The sequence below is a fragment of the Chryseolinea serpens genome (assembly GCF_900129725.1).
Classification (GTDB): domain Bacteria; phylum Bacteroidota; class Bacteroidia; order Cytophagales; family Cyclobacteriaceae; genus Chryseolinea; species Chryseolinea serpens.
This window is the reverse complement of sequence record NZ_FQWQ01000002.1, coordinates 147,495-163,402: the sequence shown is the minus strand read 5'-3', so window position 1 is coordinate 163,402 and position 15,908 is coordinate 147,495. Positions and strand designations below refer to the sequence as shown.

Annotated in this window: 12 protein-coding genes; 4 read left to right on the top strand and 8 right to left on the bottom strand. The window is 50.9% G+C overall.

Annotation, left to right across the window (positions count from 1 at the left end; all coding sequences use genetic code 11):
* Nucleotides 1-204: 204 nt before the first annotated feature.
* Complete coding sequence (locus tag BUB30_RS14750) at nt 205-2,595, bottom strand: ABC transporter permease (RefSeq protein WP_073135452.1); 2,391 nt, start codon at nt 2,593-2,595, stop codon at nt 205-207.
* 839 nt (nt 2,596-3,434) lie between these two features.
* Between BUB30_RS14750 and BUB30_RS14745 the strand changes: the two genes are divergently transcribed.
* Nucleotides 3,435-3,989, top strand: coding sequence for a hypothetical protein (locus BUB30_RS14745; protein ID WP_143164934.1), 555 nt, complete (start codon nt 3,435-3,437; stop codon nt 3,987-3,989).
* A gap of 102 nt (nt 3,990-4,091) precedes the next feature.
* A complete protein-coding gene (locus BUB30_RS14740) occupies nt 4,092-5,096 on the top strand; it encodes a family 43 glycosylhydrolase (RefSeq protein WP_084138133.1) in 1,005 nt (334 codons plus the stop codon).
* A 71-nt stretch (nt 5,097-5,167) separates the two neighbouring features.
* On the opposite strand, the gene BUB30_RS14735 is transcribed toward BUB30_RS14740, so the two are convergent.
* Together BUB30_RS14735 and BUB30_RS14730 are read right to left on the bottom strand one after the other, a co-directional pair.
* Entirely contained in the window at nt 5,168-6,040 is an 873-nt protein-coding gene (locus tag BUB30_RS14735; protein WP_073135446.1) for an alpha/beta fold hydrolase, read from the bottom strand.
* A 50-nt stretch (nt 6,041-6,090) separates the two neighbouring features.
* Nucleotides 6,091-6,681: a TetR/AcrR family transcriptional regulator gene (locus tag BUB30_RS14730; RefSeq protein ID WP_073135444.1), complete on the bottom strand. Its 591-nt coding sequence runs from the start codon at nt 6,679-6,681 to the stop codon at nt 6,091-6,093.
* A gap of 287 nt (nt 6,682-6,968) precedes the next feature.
* On the opposite strand from BUB30_RS14730, the gene BUB30_RS14725 reads away from it, so the two are divergent.
* Nucleotides 6,969-7,991 carry a DUF2278 family protein gene (locus tag BUB30_RS14725; protein WP_073135442.1) on the top strand — a complete coding sequence of 341 codons (1,023 nt, stop codon included), beginning with the start codon at nt 6,969-6,971 and terminating at the stop codon, nt 7,989-7,991.
* 17 nt (nt 7,992-8,008) lie between these two features.
* On the opposite strand, the gene BUB30_RS14720 is transcribed toward BUB30_RS14725, so the two are convergent.
* The 5 genes from BUB30_RS14720 to BUB30_RS14700 all read right to left on the bottom strand — a co-directional run bounded on the left by BUB30_RS14720 (nt 8,009) and on the right by BUB30_RS14700 (nt 13,149).
* Nucleotides 8,009-8,818, bottom strand: coding sequence for a DUF5995 family protein (locus BUB30_RS14720; protein WP_084138132.1), 810 nt, complete (start codon nt 8,816-8,818; stop codon nt 8,009-8,011).
* Between the two features lie 138 nt (nt 8,819-8,956).
* Nucleotides 8,957-9,883, bottom strand: coding sequence for a DUF4440 domain-containing protein (locus tag BUB30_RS14715; protein WP_178377115.1), 927 nt, complete (start codon nt 9,881-9,883; stop codon nt 8,957-8,959).
* A 40-nt stretch (nt 9,884-9,923) separates the two neighbouring features.
* A complete protein-coding gene (locus BUB30_RS14710) occupies nt 9,924-11,021 on the bottom strand; it encodes an alpha/beta hydrolase (RefSeq protein ID WP_073137238.1) in 1,098 nt (365 codons plus the stop codon).
* Nucleotides 11,022-11,228: 207 nt separating this feature from the next.
* Nucleotides 11,229-11,951: a LytR/AlgR family response regulator transcription factor gene (locus tag BUB30_RS14705; RefSeq protein WP_073135439.1), complete on the bottom strand. Its 723-nt coding sequence runs from the start codon at nt 11,949-11,951 to the stop codon at nt 11,229-11,231.
* Nucleotides 11,952-11,961: 10 nt separating this feature from the next.
* Nucleotides 11,962-13,149 (bottom strand): sensor histidine kinase, encoded by a 1,188-nt coding sequence (locus tag BUB30_RS14700; RefSeq protein WP_073135437.1) that lies wholly within the window; start codon nt 13,147-13,149, stop codon nt 11,962-11,964.
* A gap of 294 nt (nt 13,150-13,443) precedes the next feature.
* On the opposite strand from BUB30_RS14700, the gene BUB30_RS14695 reads away from it, so the two are divergent.
* Nucleotides 13,444-15,900 carry a TonB-dependent receptor gene (locus BUB30_RS14695; protein ID WP_073135434.1) on the top strand — a complete coding sequence of 819 codons (2,457 nt, stop codon included), beginning with the start codon at nt 13,444-13,446 and terminating at the stop codon, nt 15,898-15,900.
* Nucleotides 15,901-15,908: the final 8 nt, after the last annotated feature.

Here is a 15,908-nt window from a genome sequence, read left to right as displayed (position 1 = left end):
ACAAGTCAACTGTAAAGTTATTATTCACCTCTTTGAGAGGCTTGGGAAACCCTTCAAATCCTGTTTTGAGACCGGTTTCAGATCCCGTGGGAATGGGGCTTTTTCAGGGCCTTTTAGAAGGCACGTAAAAACCCGTCCCGGTGCTATCTATACGATAGGACCGGGATAGGTAAATCACAGATTCAGAGGTAGTAAGGGGGGAATTTATTCGTTCCGTAAAGAATTCACGGGATTGGCAACGGCTGCCCTGATGGATTGAAAGCTTACCGTGATCAGGGCAATGGTGATCGAGGCCAGCCCGGCAATAACAAAGATCCACCACGATACTTCGGTCCGATAGGCAAAGCTGCTCAGCCACTGCGTCGCGGTATACCAGGTCACCGGCACGGCAATGACGATGGCGAAGGCGATGAGCTTCAGGAAATCTTTTGACAGCAACGCGATGATGCTGGTCACGGTGGCGCCGAGTACTTTGCGCACGCCGATCTCTTTTGTGCGCTGCTCGGCCATGAAGGCGGCCAACCCGAACAACCCGAGGCTGGCAATGAAAATGGCAAGCGATGCAAGACCTCCGATGATGGTCTGGGTTTGCTGCTCGGCTTGATAAAGTTTTTGAAAATCCTGGTCCATGAACGAGTAGGCGAAGGGACTGTCGAGACCGAGTTCTCTCCACCGGCTTTCAAGACGACTCACGGTGCCCGGCACATCGTCGCCTTTGATCTTGAGGGCAATGTAGTTGTACCAGTCGGGAACGATGTGAATGATGAGCGGCGCGATCGCCAGGTGCAGCGAAGAAAAATTAAAGTCCCGGACCACCCCGATCACTTTCCCTTTTTTTCCAAGACCCCAGTCGATCTTTTTTCCAATGGCCCCTTCGGGCGATCCCCAGTTGAATTTCTTCACGGCCGACTCGTTGACGATAAAAGCCTCGGTCTCGTCGGTGGGGATGTCGCGGGAGAAATTCCTTCCCGCCACCACCGGGATCCGGAAGTTTGGAAGAAAGTCGGCGTCTACGCTGATCGTTGCTTCGGACGTGATCTCATTTTCATTGGCACCTTCGGGAAGCATGGCGATGTTGCTCACGTCGTCGCTGAAGGTAAAATTCGTCACTGTAGCGTTCAACACACCGGGCACTTTCCCCATCTCCTCGCGGATGAGCTTATACTTTGTACTGATGGAACTTCGCATGTAAAATTGCAAGGTCTGTTCCTTGTCGATGCCGAGGTTTTGCGTCTGCATGAATTCCACCTGGCGGAAGATCAGGATCGTGCCCGCAATGAGCATGATCGACATCGAGAACTGAAACACGACCAGGCCTTTGCGCAACAGGTTGCTTTCTTTGCCCTGGCGCGCATAGTTCTTCATGGTCTTGATCGGCGAAAACGACGACATGAGGAGTGCCGGGTATGCTCCCGCCAACACGCCGATGAGCAGGAAAATGACAACCACGGTAGTGATCACCTCCGGCCGCATCAGGACCCACGCGCTCATGGTTTTTCCGGTCAAGGTGTTGAAGTAGGGGAGAGCCACCGCGACGATCGCCATCGCCAGGATGAAGGCGATGCACGTGAGCAGGAAGGATTCCCCCAGCAGTTGCACGATCAGTTGTCCGCGTCGTGCGCCAATCACTTTGCGCATGCCCAATTCTTTTGCGCGGTTCACCGAGCGGGCCGTGGCCAGGTTCACGTAGTTCGCACAAGCGATAAGCAACACCAGGATGGCGATGATCGAAAAGATGTACACGTATTTGATGTTGCCGTTTGGCCCGATGTCATACGGTGTAGTAGAATGGAGGTGGATGAAGGGGAGGGGTTGAAGGACAAAATCGTACCACAGACCACTGTTCTTTTTCTCCTCCGCCATTTGCTTTTCCAGGAAGGCCGGGAACTTCGCTTCAAGCTGCTTGTAGTCGTATCCTTCGGGAAGAAGAATATAAGTATAGTAACCGTTGTTGAACCAGTTGTCCTCGGGTTGATTGTTGTTTACTGCCGTGATCGTAGAACGCGACATCACGACATCGAATTGAATGTGCGAGTTTGTGGGAATGTCGGCGATCAGCCCGGTGACGGTGAGCGTGATCGTATCCGACAACGCCATGGTCTTTCCCAGGGGATCAGCGTCGCCGAAGTAACGCTTCGCCGCTTTTTCGGTCAGCACGATGGAATAAGGCTCCGTCAACGCTTTGTCTGGATTGCCTTTGATCATGGGGAAAGTAAAGATCTGGAACAGCGTGGAATCTGCATACCAGACTCGCGTGTCGAAGAACTTCACATCACCATAAGCCAACTGCCGGCTGCTTTTGTTGAGGCGCACCATTTTTTGCACTTCCGGAAAATTCTGCAGCAACGCTGGCCCCATCGGGGGAGAGGTCACGGTTTGTGGTCGCACTTCACGTGGCAAGTGGAGCAATTCCGTTAGTCGGAAAATGCGACCGGCATTCGCGTGAAACCGGTCATAGCTCAACTCATCCAACACATACAGCGTGATGAGGATGCAAGTGCTGATCCCGATGGTGAGCCCCAGGATGTTGATCAAGCTGGTTGCTTTGCTTTTCAACAGCGTGCGAAACGTGACTTTGAGATAATTCCGGAACATAATTTTTTTGCTTTGATTGAGGATTGTGAAAACAGGCTAGCGACATGAGATTCCGAGCCTCATGTCACCTTCCACGGCCAAGACTATGCCATGGCCAAACCATTGGATTGAACCTCATTTGGGGCGATTTTGAGAAGAAACATGTTCCTTTCCGGACGACATCGATCGCGAACGAACGGTTTTCCCCGACAGACTCTGGTTCACTGATCGGGTTCAAAAACAGCTAACGGATGTCTTAAAAGAAATTGGATGATCGAACAAGCCCCAGCCTTTAGGCTTGGTCTATGCACAAATCTTTTGAAGTGAAGGGTATAGATGAGTGAGCACTCTGGGTTTAGGCCTACGTTCGGAAATCCAATGTGTGAGTAAAATCTTGAATAACCCCGGACTTTAGTCCGGGGTACAGGCAACTTAGTTATAACGGGCTTTAGCCCTGACTTTCTCACTGTGTGTATCGCTGTCTGCCAAATCATCGGTGTGGTCAGGGCTAAAGCCCGTGGCTGGATATGGCTTGTGTTCCCCGGACTGAAGTCCGGGGTTATTCATATTTCTCTTCGAAAGACGCAAGCAAGGATAAGGCCTAAAGGTCGGGGCTATGTGTGCATAAAAGGCCGGGGTTTACTCGTTCACTTGATTTGCTAGCTCACAAATAAATGTGTGCATGGACAAGGCTTTTAGGCTGGGGTTTACCCGACAATTTTTACACAGGGCTTTAGCCCTGAACTCGAGTAGGCCTTGTTGCGGAAAGTGTAGTCTGACTTTTGAGGTCCAGCCTTGCGTTTGTATATTAGGCTATTCAAATTTTGTGTACCTCCAGGGTTGTAAACCACAATGAACACATGGAACGACTAAAAAATATTGGAGTATATTTCATCGTCGGACTAACGATGCTGGGCATAATCATCATGTACGGCGTTGCGAAAGCCCATACACCGCATTTGAACTACGTCTTTTTTGGTATCGGCGCCAGCCTGCTTTTGCCGGCAATTATCGCCCTTTACTTTGAACTCCGCGACGAAAAAAAAACAGAAGCTTCCGCCCTGACCAACCTCGCAGACTTCAAGAAAAACAGTATCGTAATCCCCGTCGATCTTTCCCGATGCACGGTCACCGGAAACTCCTGGACCCAGGTCCGCGAAGAAAAAAACGACAAAGAAATCCTCTTCAACGCACTGATCGGAGACCCTTTCGAAAATCGCAAGACCGACAATATCGCCGTATCCCGCATAAAGTACACCACGACCGTTCAAGGCCAACGCCGCACCTTCACCCGCTCAGTTGCAAAAGACAAAACAACGTTACTGATGCTACTCGAGATGCAAAAGGAAACAAACCTCTACATCGACCGCGACAGTCGATATTATTATTTTGATTTAGAGTTCTTAGAAAAATAACACCCATCTTCCAGATTCCACCACTGGCTACTGAATTCTGGCTTCTGGCTCCTAATTTGCAACCATCACCGCGATGTTCACAATCATTCAAAACCCCTCCCCATGCCGATGCGAATAAAAGTTCCTCTCCTTTTTCTGCTCGCTCCAGCATTTTTTGCCTGTTCCTCAGACGAAACGACCCCCTCCTGGACAACCTGGAGCGTGTACGACGCTCCTGCATTTGAGGGACAATTCCCCTTAGTAGGCGATCCTTCCGTGATAAAAGAAAATGGAAGCTACCGCATGTTCTACACCGGCTTCGATCCCAACCGCACACCCCAGGGTCCCGAGATTTGCCAGGCTACGTCAACGGATGGTATGGCGTGGACAAATGTGAAGGTGAATGATCCGGTGGAGGGCCGGATGTTGTATTCGAACAGCACCACGTGGAGCAACGCTCATGAGACCAGCTTTGCACTAAAATTCAAGAGCACATATTTTCTTTATTTTGTCGGCTACCAAGATACGGGTGGCGGCGTGTTTAAGTCCGGGCCGGTAAGCCTTGGGTTGGCCACGTCGACCGATGGTGAAAATTTTACAGCCCAAGCCAACCCGGTAATGATCAGCTCCCCCAAGGGATTTGATCGCGACGCGTTGGATAGCCCTTCCATCATTCACTACCAGGATTCTCTTTTCATGCTTTACACAGGGTATTGTTTTACATCCTGTGGTCCAGTGGCGGCGCGACTCCTGGGGGCAACTTCCCTGGATGGTGTCACCTGGTTTAAGAAAAGCGCGCCGGTCATCGACGCGTCAGAAATTCCCTGGGCGTCAAAGGGTGTGGCGGAAGCTGAGATTGTTGAAGGTCCGGATAATTTCTATTATTTGTTTATGACCTCCGTCGACGAACCCCATGTGATTGGTGTGGCCAGGGGCAAAACGCCAATGGGCCCTTGGGAAGTGAATCCCAAACCCATTGTCAACGCCGATAAATTATTTTCTCCGTTGGGCGCCGTGGCTCCTGGGGTGATCATTGAAAACAATCGCGTCAAACTTTGGTATCATGGTTTTACAGCCGATAAAATTCAAATAGGCTACGCGGAGTCGGCGTGGCCTATAAAGAATTGAGGGCAGGATTGTTTTCGCCGCCCGGTCTGGGCGGGTTTAGGGACGATGACAAATGTTATCTTTTGCACGCACTAGTTAACGTTGTGTTCGGAAACCGTTAACGATGCGTGATTGGATTCATGGATAAATTTAAACACCGCTTCCACCACCGTCGGCGACTTGAGGTTATGACCAAACCCTTGTGTGGAGATCAGGGTTGATTTTTTCCAGACCTCGTTAATTTTCACGGCGTAGTGATACGGCGCTTCGTCATCGCCCTCGTCGTGAATGATCAGGCCTTTCTGCGACAGGGAAGCAGCAAATTTCTTGGTGGAAAAATATGCCGGCGGGACTTTATAGGTCTGCTCGAAATATTGATAGATGTGTTTCATGGCCCGGTTGGAAAGCCGCAGCGTGTCTTTGTAGAAGGTCATAAAATCGGAAGCCTCGCCAGGAGGCGCCATGAGGATCACATTGTCCACCGGCAGCGACGGATTGCGAAAGAAGGTGTATATCAATGAGAAGCTCCCCAACGAATGCCCGACCACTGTTTGTGCGCCACCGATATCCTGGATGAACTTCTGGATCAGCGTGCCATAGACCGGAACGGAAAGAAAGTTGCCGCCAGAGCGACCATGCCCGGGAGCATCCAGGGCATAAATCGTGTAGGCATCTTTGGGCAACGCGTCGATATACGCTTTCCAGCGGTAGCTGTGACTTTGCCAGCCATGAAAGAAAACCACTTTCTTTTCGCCCTTCCCCCACCGGTACACTTGCACGTTGACGCCTTCGCTGGTAATGGTAGATTGATCGGCGGTGTCGAAGAAGTCCTTTTGTTTGTCCGTGACCGGCGTTCTAAAGGGTCTGCAGAAGAGCAGGAAGCCCCGGCGTCCGGCAGCTTTGGGATGGATCCAGGCGAGCAGGTTGAGCGCGACGCCGAGAATTTTGGGGATGATTTTTTTCATGGGGGAAGGGTTTTGTAGATACCAATCGGTATCTATTGGGTTAAAAAAATTTACAGGACCAGATCTTTCAGTTGATTTTCCAGGTGTTGGATGACACGCAGGGTGTCGGCATTGTTGCCCCGCAGCTTGCTCATCATGATGGCACCTTCCAGGGCGGCGATGATCACGGAAGCGTAATACGCCTTGTCGATATCCGGTTTCAATTGTTTATAGCGGATGCCGTTCTCGAGTATGGCGACCACGGAGTTGTGGAGCATGTCCAGTATTTTTAACGCCGCTTTGCGAAGCCCTGGATGAGCATCGTCGGCTTCGATGGCGGCGTTCATGAGCGGGCATCCACCTTTGACAACCGGTTTGCCGAGATACGATTCGAAAAACCGAAAGATGGCCTTCAATTTGTCGGGGGCTGTCGTTTCGGTTTTGATGCGGCCCCGCAAGGCCTCCATCATCAGCAGGGACATCTGAAACAAGGATTCCATTTCCAGTTCTTGTTTGCTTTTGAAGTGCCGGTAGATGGCGCCTTTCGTGAAGCCCGTGGCGTCGGTGATCTCGCTGATGGAGGTCGCCTTGTACCCTTTGGTGTTAAAAAGTACCCCCGATTTTTTCAAGATCTTTTCGCGTGTGGCTTCCGGATTGCGCATTTTCAAAGATACCAATTGGTATCTTAAAATTCAAGTCGTCTTATCATACGAAAGAAAGCCGGTCGGGTTTCCGGAAAGGGCAGGATTATCTTTCTGTTAATTCGGACTCAAAAACTGTCTAAAACAAAAGCAAAAGCCCTTTCACCTCTTTCCGGGATTGACTCTTTCGGGAGGGTTGACTAGTTTTATTTACTCAAGTTCCTCGCCTCGCGTCAGCCCCCCTGGAAATTGACCAGGTGCTATTGGCTGAATTTTAAGATTTAGATAACGTTTTAATTTATCCTGTTATGCCTCTCAAAAAATACGGCGTCCTCCTGGGGAAGGCCACGGACAGTATACTTGCCTCGTCCAGCAATGAACATTTCCAGATCAAGATCGATGCTTCGGGAAAACCTTACCGGATTGCGATCAATGTAAAATCGGCTGTGAATCCGCCGGAAGTATTGTTCTATATGGACGAGGATTTTCAACATCCCATCCTGCAAGATATCCTGGATAAAAACCTGGCGGCAGGGTTCACCGAAATTCCATCCCAGCCCAACTCCATTGCCCTGGATTTCATCCGGCGGAACATGTTCCCCACCGCGGCCATGAAACCCATTCCTTTCAACAAGCCCGGTGCCGACAACGATCTGAACGAAAAGGTCGGTTTCTATGTGAGCCAGGCGATCAGCGATAGCGATGCCCGCGTGTATGCCTTCGGCGAACGGTGGGGCCCGGAGCCGGGAGTGAAGGATAAATACTTCGGCTTCGAACCCGGCAATGGCATTCACGATATTCATATGAATCAGGGGAATTCGGGCCAGTATAAAAAGGACAATGGCGTGTACCAGGATGGGGGATTGTTCATTCACTTTCCTTCGCGGAACAAATGGGTTGCCATTTTCATCGCCTTCCAGGTACAGGCCTGGCACACGGACGACAAGACCGGCGATCCCATCACCGGTCCTCCGGTCGTCGACCCCGACCAACCCGAATCCAGCACACCCGTCCGCATCATCGCGGCCATGGTGAACCCGCGGGTTCCGGATGTGGGGAACGAATATGTGATCCTTTTGAACACGGCCGATACGCCCGTCAATCTTCAGGGCTGGAAGATCGTGGACAAATCCAAAACAAGATTCGACACGCTGGGCAATCTCATCATCCCGGGTGGCGATGCCCTTCGCGTTCCCTTGTCGGGACAAGGCGCGCAGCTTAGCAACGATGGCGGGATCATCACGTTGTTGAACAAGCAAGGTTTGAAAGTGGATGGCGTTACCTATACCAAAACCGATGCGGCGAAAACAGGCCTGCTGGTTGTTTTTTGATCTGTGATCGCTACCCGTTAAGATTTTGCAGGTACCGGGCGATTTATGGAGATGAACTTCTTTTTATAGGTGTGTAATACTTCGATGATTCGCCTTGGATTCTTCCACTCAAAAAGATGAATGATCCATAGAGTGATGCGGATGGCCACACCTGGCGGTTGGACAAGCGACGTGGCCAGTGTTTGAATGGTGTTGGCCCGCGCCTGGATACACGCATCGGCTTCGGCTCCTTTTTTGGAACTCAGGTCCTCTGCAAAACTCCACGCACCATCGCGGGCGTTGGTGATGCTGAACTGGATGAGGATCGTGTCGTTTGAGGCGTGTAGTCCAAACAAGGAGAGGAGGGGCGAGATTCGGTTGATTTCCTGGAGTACCTCAAACGTCATGGATCCCAGGATGTCGTTGATGCTGTTGAAGTCTTTCCGGATGTGTGCGATGGGGTCATTGCCCGAAGCTTGAACGGCGGCAATGCCGAGGTCAAGATTGATGTGGGCGTTCATGCCGAGGAGCAGGTGCTGCAGGACCAGACGGGAGGATTTTTTCGAGGCGTCGAATGCCACCTGCCAGGGACCGGTGGGATGTTCTTTATTCCGCCACTGTTGCACGGCCGTCAGGTAGCGGTTTGCAAAAGCGACGTCGAATTGCTCCATGCGCGCGTTGTCTTCAAATTCTCCTTTCTGAATGGCATCTCTCACTCTGACCGTCACTTTATAGTACAAGGAAGCAAAGAACCCGACGCGGTCTTTGGCGTTTGCACAGCCTTCGATCAACTGTTCCAATTGCTGAATGATCGCATCAATGGTTTGGGCTTCTTTGATCGGTGACAAGACCTGTTGGGTTAGGGGTGGTGAAAGATATCGGGGAACCTGTGCAATCGCAGGTTTATGGTATACAAATCCCTCTATACAATATCGGAAAAAATGCTTAGAACGGAAATCCCTGATATCGGCCCCTTTGTTTTTTTGTCAATCGTACATCCCGATGTGTCTGAAGATTTTTAAGCTGCCATCTTTTTCCCTCCGCCAGATCCGGAGATCTTTTCCAACGCCCACGCCAGACCAGTCGCCATTTCGCACCGTGGCAATATGGCTTGCGTATTCGATCACATAATTTCCCAGGTGGTCGATGCGGTCGTTCCGGACGTCCAGTTTCTCGAAGATGGGAAGCTCCCGGCAGTGTTCGATCAGAAATTCGTCCACCTCCTTTTTACCCTTGGAGAGGACATGGCCCGAGTGGCAAAGGATGGCGTCGTCGGAGTAGAACAGGCTCCAAATCCTGGCATCCTGTTGACTCACGGTGGCTTCGACGAGACGGTTCAGGGCGGCCAGCTCAAAACTTATATTGTTGTTGATGTTTACGTGGGGACTCAAAGCAACGTCGACGTTGGGTATTTCCGTGAATTTCAATTGATCGGCAAAATCAATGGCGTGATCATAATTCCAAGCCTCGGTGATCAGGGAGAGCTTGCCATTCTCCTTTCCCCAAAGGTTGAGATACTTTCCTTTCAGATCATACACCTTGCCGGTGTTCTTTATTTTCATTTTCATGGTGAACATTCCAATCTCCGACACCATCGATCCCAGATCGAGTACTTCCATGTCGGCACGGTTGTATTCCTGGATGTCGAACCGGGTGGCGAAAGCCTTATGGTAAGCTACCAGGTTTTCTTTCCCGACGATCGTTCTTTGAAACGGCGGCATCAAACGAACATCTTCACGATAGTAGGTCTCCAACCGTTCAGGCTTTTTGTCGAGGTAGTTTTTGTTGTAGTCCGAAGTGAACTGCTTTAAGAAGGAGAGGGTCTTCTCGTCGACTTTCGTCTGCGCCAATACATCCGGAGCATTCAGGTTGAGAAATGCTGCGAAGAGAATGATGAATCCATTTTTTGTCATATCATTTGATTTTGAGAGTTGATTACGTTTTGCGATACATTCAATTTTTTGCTTCAAACACGAGGTGACGTTCAAAGAAGGGGAGCACCCGGGTATAGAAGCGGCCATCCTCATTCCAAACTGTGTGGAAGGGATCGCCGCGATATTCCTCGGCCTCATGTTCAACGCCCAGGTCGTCGAGTTTGATGGAGAAAGCGCGGGCTGAGAGCACGTGATCCTGGTTGGAATCGTAGCGTGCCCAGTCGAGAGCGATGCCGCGCATCGAGCGGAGGCGGGCGGCGCTTTCCGGAAGTTGGCGATCGAGCAAAAAGGCCGCTTGTGTTTTTGCTGTTTTTTCGGGATCGAGTTTGAGGTTTCCGTTTTCGAGGTCCATAAAGAAGTCGCAATAAAAGGGCGGGCGATCGACATTGGGCAGAAACGCGCGGCTCATGCCGAGCACAAAATCACCTTTCAACTCTTCGGGCGATTTTGCGTTCAGAATTTTGCGCCAGTCGGTAGGGAAGGTCGCCCAGGATTGATAGCCCGTGCCTGTCGCGACGGGGTGCATGGCATAGACCACACGAAACAATTCGGCGTGATCCATAGCCAATTTCAACGCGCCCCGTCCGCCCATAAAGTGGCCGGCCAGGGCACGGCTATCGGCGCTCCGCAGGGTTCGAAACTTACTGTCGACGAAGGGCACAAGTTCTTGCGCGGTGAAGTCGATCCACCGCCCGGAAACAACGGAATTTTCATAGAAGCTGCCGGTCAACGCCGTGCTGTAATCAGCCACTACAAAAATGACCGGCTTGATCACGTTTCTTTCGATGGCCTGATCCAGGAGGCTCGCGATGTTGCCGTCCTGCAACACCTGGGTGGGGTTGCTGTAGGTCGAATGACAATAATATACCACCGGGTAGGATTTGCCGGAGGTGGCATAGCCGGGTGGCAGGTAGACGTGGATGCTGCGGATCGGATCGACCCCGATCTTGGTATCGCGCAAAATAGCCGACGTCAACGTTTCGATGACCAGCGTCCCGTGTTTTGTCTCCGGGACAACAGACTTTGCTTTTGTCTTGGATTGAGCCCGCGCGCCAGTCATGCTCATACCGATGAGGAGGGCGAGTAGACTGGCGGTGAGAATGCCGTTCAATTTCATAAGAGGTGTTTTTTGGATGGACCAAACGATAACGCCAGGAAGCGGGTGTTCGGTGTCAACTAAAAATAGGGGTTCAGGAGAAGGACGGGAAATGATATTGACAACGCGCGCCCCCAGGTTTACCATCGACCTGCTTTCATTGACAACCGGGAAAAACGACTGAGATGCTTTGCTAGTGGCTTGGGACCTAACGGCTATTTCCCAATCTCATTTCTTCCAAAGCCTGTCGTTCACCACGCGTCCCAATACCTCGGCCTGATAGTTCCGGCTGATCGGAATGCGATGGGTCTGGATGTGGATGTCGTTGTTCTCGATGGCTTCTATTTTGGAGATGGAAACAATATAGGATTTGTGCACCCGGATGAACGCCTGGGGATTCAGTTTCTCTTCGATGTTTTTCAGATACAAAAGCGTCATGTACTTGCCTTTCTGGGTGTGGATGGTGATGTAGTTTTGCATGGCCTCGATGTAGAGGATGTCTTTGAAATACAACTTCTCATACTTGTAGTCGCACTTGATAAAAAAATAATCCGGTGTTTCATCGCCGGTAGCGTTCCGGGAAGTGGCGTGGAGAAGCTGATGATAGTCTTTTGATTTGTTGACTGCCTTCAGGAAGCGATTGAACGTGATGGGTTTCACCAGGTAGTCTAGCACATCCAGTTGGAAACCCTCCAGGGCATAGCTGGGGTAGGCGGTGGTGATGATCACCATCGGGGGATCGGGCGTCATTTTGAGAAATTCGATCCCGTTGATAAAGGGCATTTCGATGTCGAGAAAAATAAGGTCGATGGGTTGCTCGTCCAGCATGGCGTTGAGATCGAGCGGATTGGTCCCTGTTCCGACGAGTTGCAAAAAGCTGACTTCCTTTATATAGCTGGCAATGCATTCTACGGCCAAGGGTTCATCGTCGATGATTACGCATTTGATCATGGGCGCAGAATTACAAGTGAATGAGGTTGTCGATGGTGGCATTTTGTTCGGTCAAGGCTGCCGGTTCGGCCATGGCCCTTTCGTGGAGGCTTAACGTCAACGCTATCCGGAATTGATCGTCGCCGTTTTCTTTGACGAGCGTGTATTTACCGGGATATAATAGATCCAGCCGGCGCTGCACGTTTTTCAAACCGATGCCCCGGTGGCGGATAAATTCGGATGAAGAGCTTTGCAGCGGTGAGGCGCTGTTGGAAACTTCGAGTCTCAGCATTTCACGGTCAAGCCGGAGCTTCATCGTGATCCAGTTCGATCCGTTCCGGTGACGGGACACATGCTTGAAGGCGTTCTCAACAAAGGGCATGAGAATGAATGGTGCGATGACAAGTTTCCCCGTGTGTGGGATGTCCATTTGAATGTCCACCGTCACGTGACTGTGGTCCTGTCGCAGTTTTTGCAGCTCGATAAAATTTTCGAGATAATTCAATTCCTGGTCCAGCAGGATCTGTTGTTCGTTGCACTCGTAAAGTTGATAACGGAGAATATCGGAAAACTTGGCCAGCGAATCCGACGCCATCTGCGGATTCTTGTTGATCAACACAAATATGGAATTGATGGTGTTGAAAAGGAAATGGGGATTGAATTGGGACTTCAGAAATTTCAATTCGGTTTCCAGTTTTTCTTTTTCCAGTTCCGATTTTGCCTTCTCCAAATCCTGTTCCCTGCGTTTAGACTGGATCCAATTCTTGGTGAGCTTGATGCTCATCGCCAGGGTCATGCTCGCCACGGTTGAGGGCAGGGTGTTTACCTGGAAGAAATAGAAATATCGCTCGTGCGAGATATGGTAGAGGTCCTCGAAAGTTTGTTCCGATAGCCAGGCGCTCACAGGGTAGCCCAACGCTACAAAAACAGCCGTACAAACGATGGTGACCATCAGCAACGCGATGTATTGGGCATATCGTCCCTTTTCCAAAAAGCGGGGGATCAGGAAGTAAAGATTGAAGTAGACCCCGATCGCCTGGAAGACGACATAAAAACAATATTTAACGGTATAGGGAGAGAAAGAGAGGATGTTGCTGGCGGCATTCCACGCGCTCCCGATGGTGACGGTCCACCAACAATAATGGTAAGCAAACCAAAAGGGAATGTGGTAAAGCTTGTATTTAAAAAACCAGTCGAACTTGGATGGATAGTTTGTCACGCCCGTAAGGTTACATTCCTCAAAACGCCCGCTAAATGAAGGGCCAGTTTTTAAAGTTAGACAAAATTATCCGGGAAGGCCACGGCCGAATGCAAGGGGTGTCAAAAAGCTGATCAAAGGACGGATTAACTTGACGAGAGGTATTCCGGCTGTTTTTCCCCTCCCAGCAGGCTTCAAACTGGAAATTCGCAGGTCAGCAATTTTAATGAACGCCTCAGCAAATAATCTTTAAAACGTGTGTGGTGCCGCATTGATTTGCAGGGTCCGATAGAAACGGAACTTAAATGCTGCCTTATGAAACTGCTGTTTTTTACCTTCGTGTTACTTTGTTTTCTTCAACAGGCCCAGGGTCAGGTGTCCGGAAAAGTGGCCACCCCCGATCAGCAACCCCTCCCTTTTGTCAATGTCCTGCTGATGAACGCCGGCGACAGTTCGCTCGTGAAAGGGGCCGTGGCCACCGAAACGGGAGAATACAAAATTGATGGCATGGCTGCCGGCGACTATTTTCTTCGATTCAGTTTGGTGGGCTATAAGACTTTCAACACTCCCGTGTTCAGGATCGATGCGAACGCGCCCCGGGATTTCGGCGTGCAGGTGTTGGAAGAAGATTCCCAACAACTCGACGAGATCGTTGTGCAAGCCGACCGGCCGTTATACCAGCAGGAAGTGGACCGCACGGTAGTGAATGTTGAAAACAGCGTGATGACCAAGGGAAGCTCGGCCCTGCAGGTATTGGAGCGATCGCCCGGGGTGTTTGTGGACATGCGCAACAATAGTATTGCCTTGAATGGAAAGAGCAGCGTCATGCTGATGATCAACGGCAAACTCATACGCCTCCCCATGGCGCAAGTCGTGGCCATGCTAAACGGCATGAGCGCCAACGACATCGAGAAAATTGAACTGATCACGTCACCACCCGCTCGCTACGACGCAGAGGGAACCGCGGGAATGATCAATATCGTGATAAAGAAACACGAGGAGATCGGCACGACCGGATCCTTTTCGGCGACAGGAGGATATGGCTGGGGAGAAAAAGCCAATGGAAGCGTCAGCGTTTCTCACAACACGGGGAGAGCAAACTTTTATGGATCGTATTCTTTTATGCACAACCGCGCCCGCGACGGCTGGGTGGCGCAAAGCACACAGAACATGCCTACGTTTGGCGGGGAGCTGAGTGTGGATGTGGGGAGCACCACAAAAAGCATAACGAACAATCACAATGCCACGCTGGGTTTTGATATCAACGCGCGGAAGGCAACCTTCGGAGGCAGCGCTACTTATAACACCAGCCGCGGCCCGCGCCATACGTATAACTCCGGCAACTACACGATCATCGCTTCCGATTCTCTACTGGTCATGCATGCGGCCATCGACGGAAAAAGTAACTGGGGCAACCTGGTGACGAACCTCTACCTGGACAAGCCGCTGCGCGAGGGGGAGAAGTTAAACATCGACCTGGACTATCTCCGTTACAGCAATGAAAATCCAACTGAGATCAACATCGCCTTTTTGGACCGCGAGGGACGCGAGGCGCAACCCGGCGGCAACATCTTTTCAACCCGGCAGCGCGGCGTGGCGCGCTCGCCCATTCAAGTGGGCGTGTTCAAAACGGATTATGCGCGGCAATGGAAGACCATAAAATTCGAGGCCGGCCTCAAAGGAACATTGACGGCAAGTACAAGCCTGTCGAGAATAGAGACCTACACCGATGGGGCCTGGTCGGGTAGCGGCCGGTATACCAACGACACGGACATGCGCGAAGTCATCGCGGCGGCCTACTCGTCGATGGAGGCACAAGTCACTCCGGCTGTGCGGCTCGTCGCGGGACTGCGTTATGAATATTCACACACCCATGCCAACGCCGACAAACAAGAAAACAACATCGACCGGAAACTGGGAAAACTTTTTCCCAGCCTGTTCCTGACGCGACGGCTAAACGATCATGCCGAGTTGCAATTGTCCTACACGAAGCGCATCACCCGGCCTTCCTACAACGACCTGACGTCGTACCTGTTCTATAATGACCCGATGTCGGTGGCCACGGGCAATCCTTCGTTGCGTCCGACGATCAGCAACAATTTGAAAATTGGTTATACCTACAATGGCTATTCTTTCTCCCTGCAGGCCGGCCGCGACGATCATCCCATCGTGTTGTATCAACAAAAAGAAAGCCCGGCGCGCGACCTCATGTACCTGCAGCCTCAAAATATGGCCTATCAAAACAACCTGACCTTTCAGGCCAGCCTTCCGTTCACCGTCAACAACTGGTGGAGCATGAGCTATAGCGTGGTGGGTGGGCTCCGGCAATTCAAGCTCGATCATACCCCCGAGAAGTTGAGGAAAACGTATTTCGCCTACACGCTCAACGGCAGTGAGACCTTTACACTTCCGGCAAATTTTTCATTGGAAGTTTCGGGTTGGTATAATTCATCTCAATATGAAGGGTCGAAAAAGATCAGAGGATTTGGTATGTTGAACGCAGGCGTGAAAAAGGACCTGAATCACAATTGGGGAAGCCTTCAGTTGACCGTGACCGATCTTCTGAAATCCATGCGCGTGAATGGTTTTTTTGGAGCGCTTACCGAAGAGGCTTTCTCATTGAAGGCTGAATACACGTACAAGGCGGAGTCTGCAAGTTACAGGATCGTGAAGATCACCTATACAAAGACGTTCGGGAACACGAAAATGAAAAGCCGTGACTCGCGTGGGGCGGTATCCACAGACGAAAGAGAAAGGATCAGGAAAAATTAATGGATGAG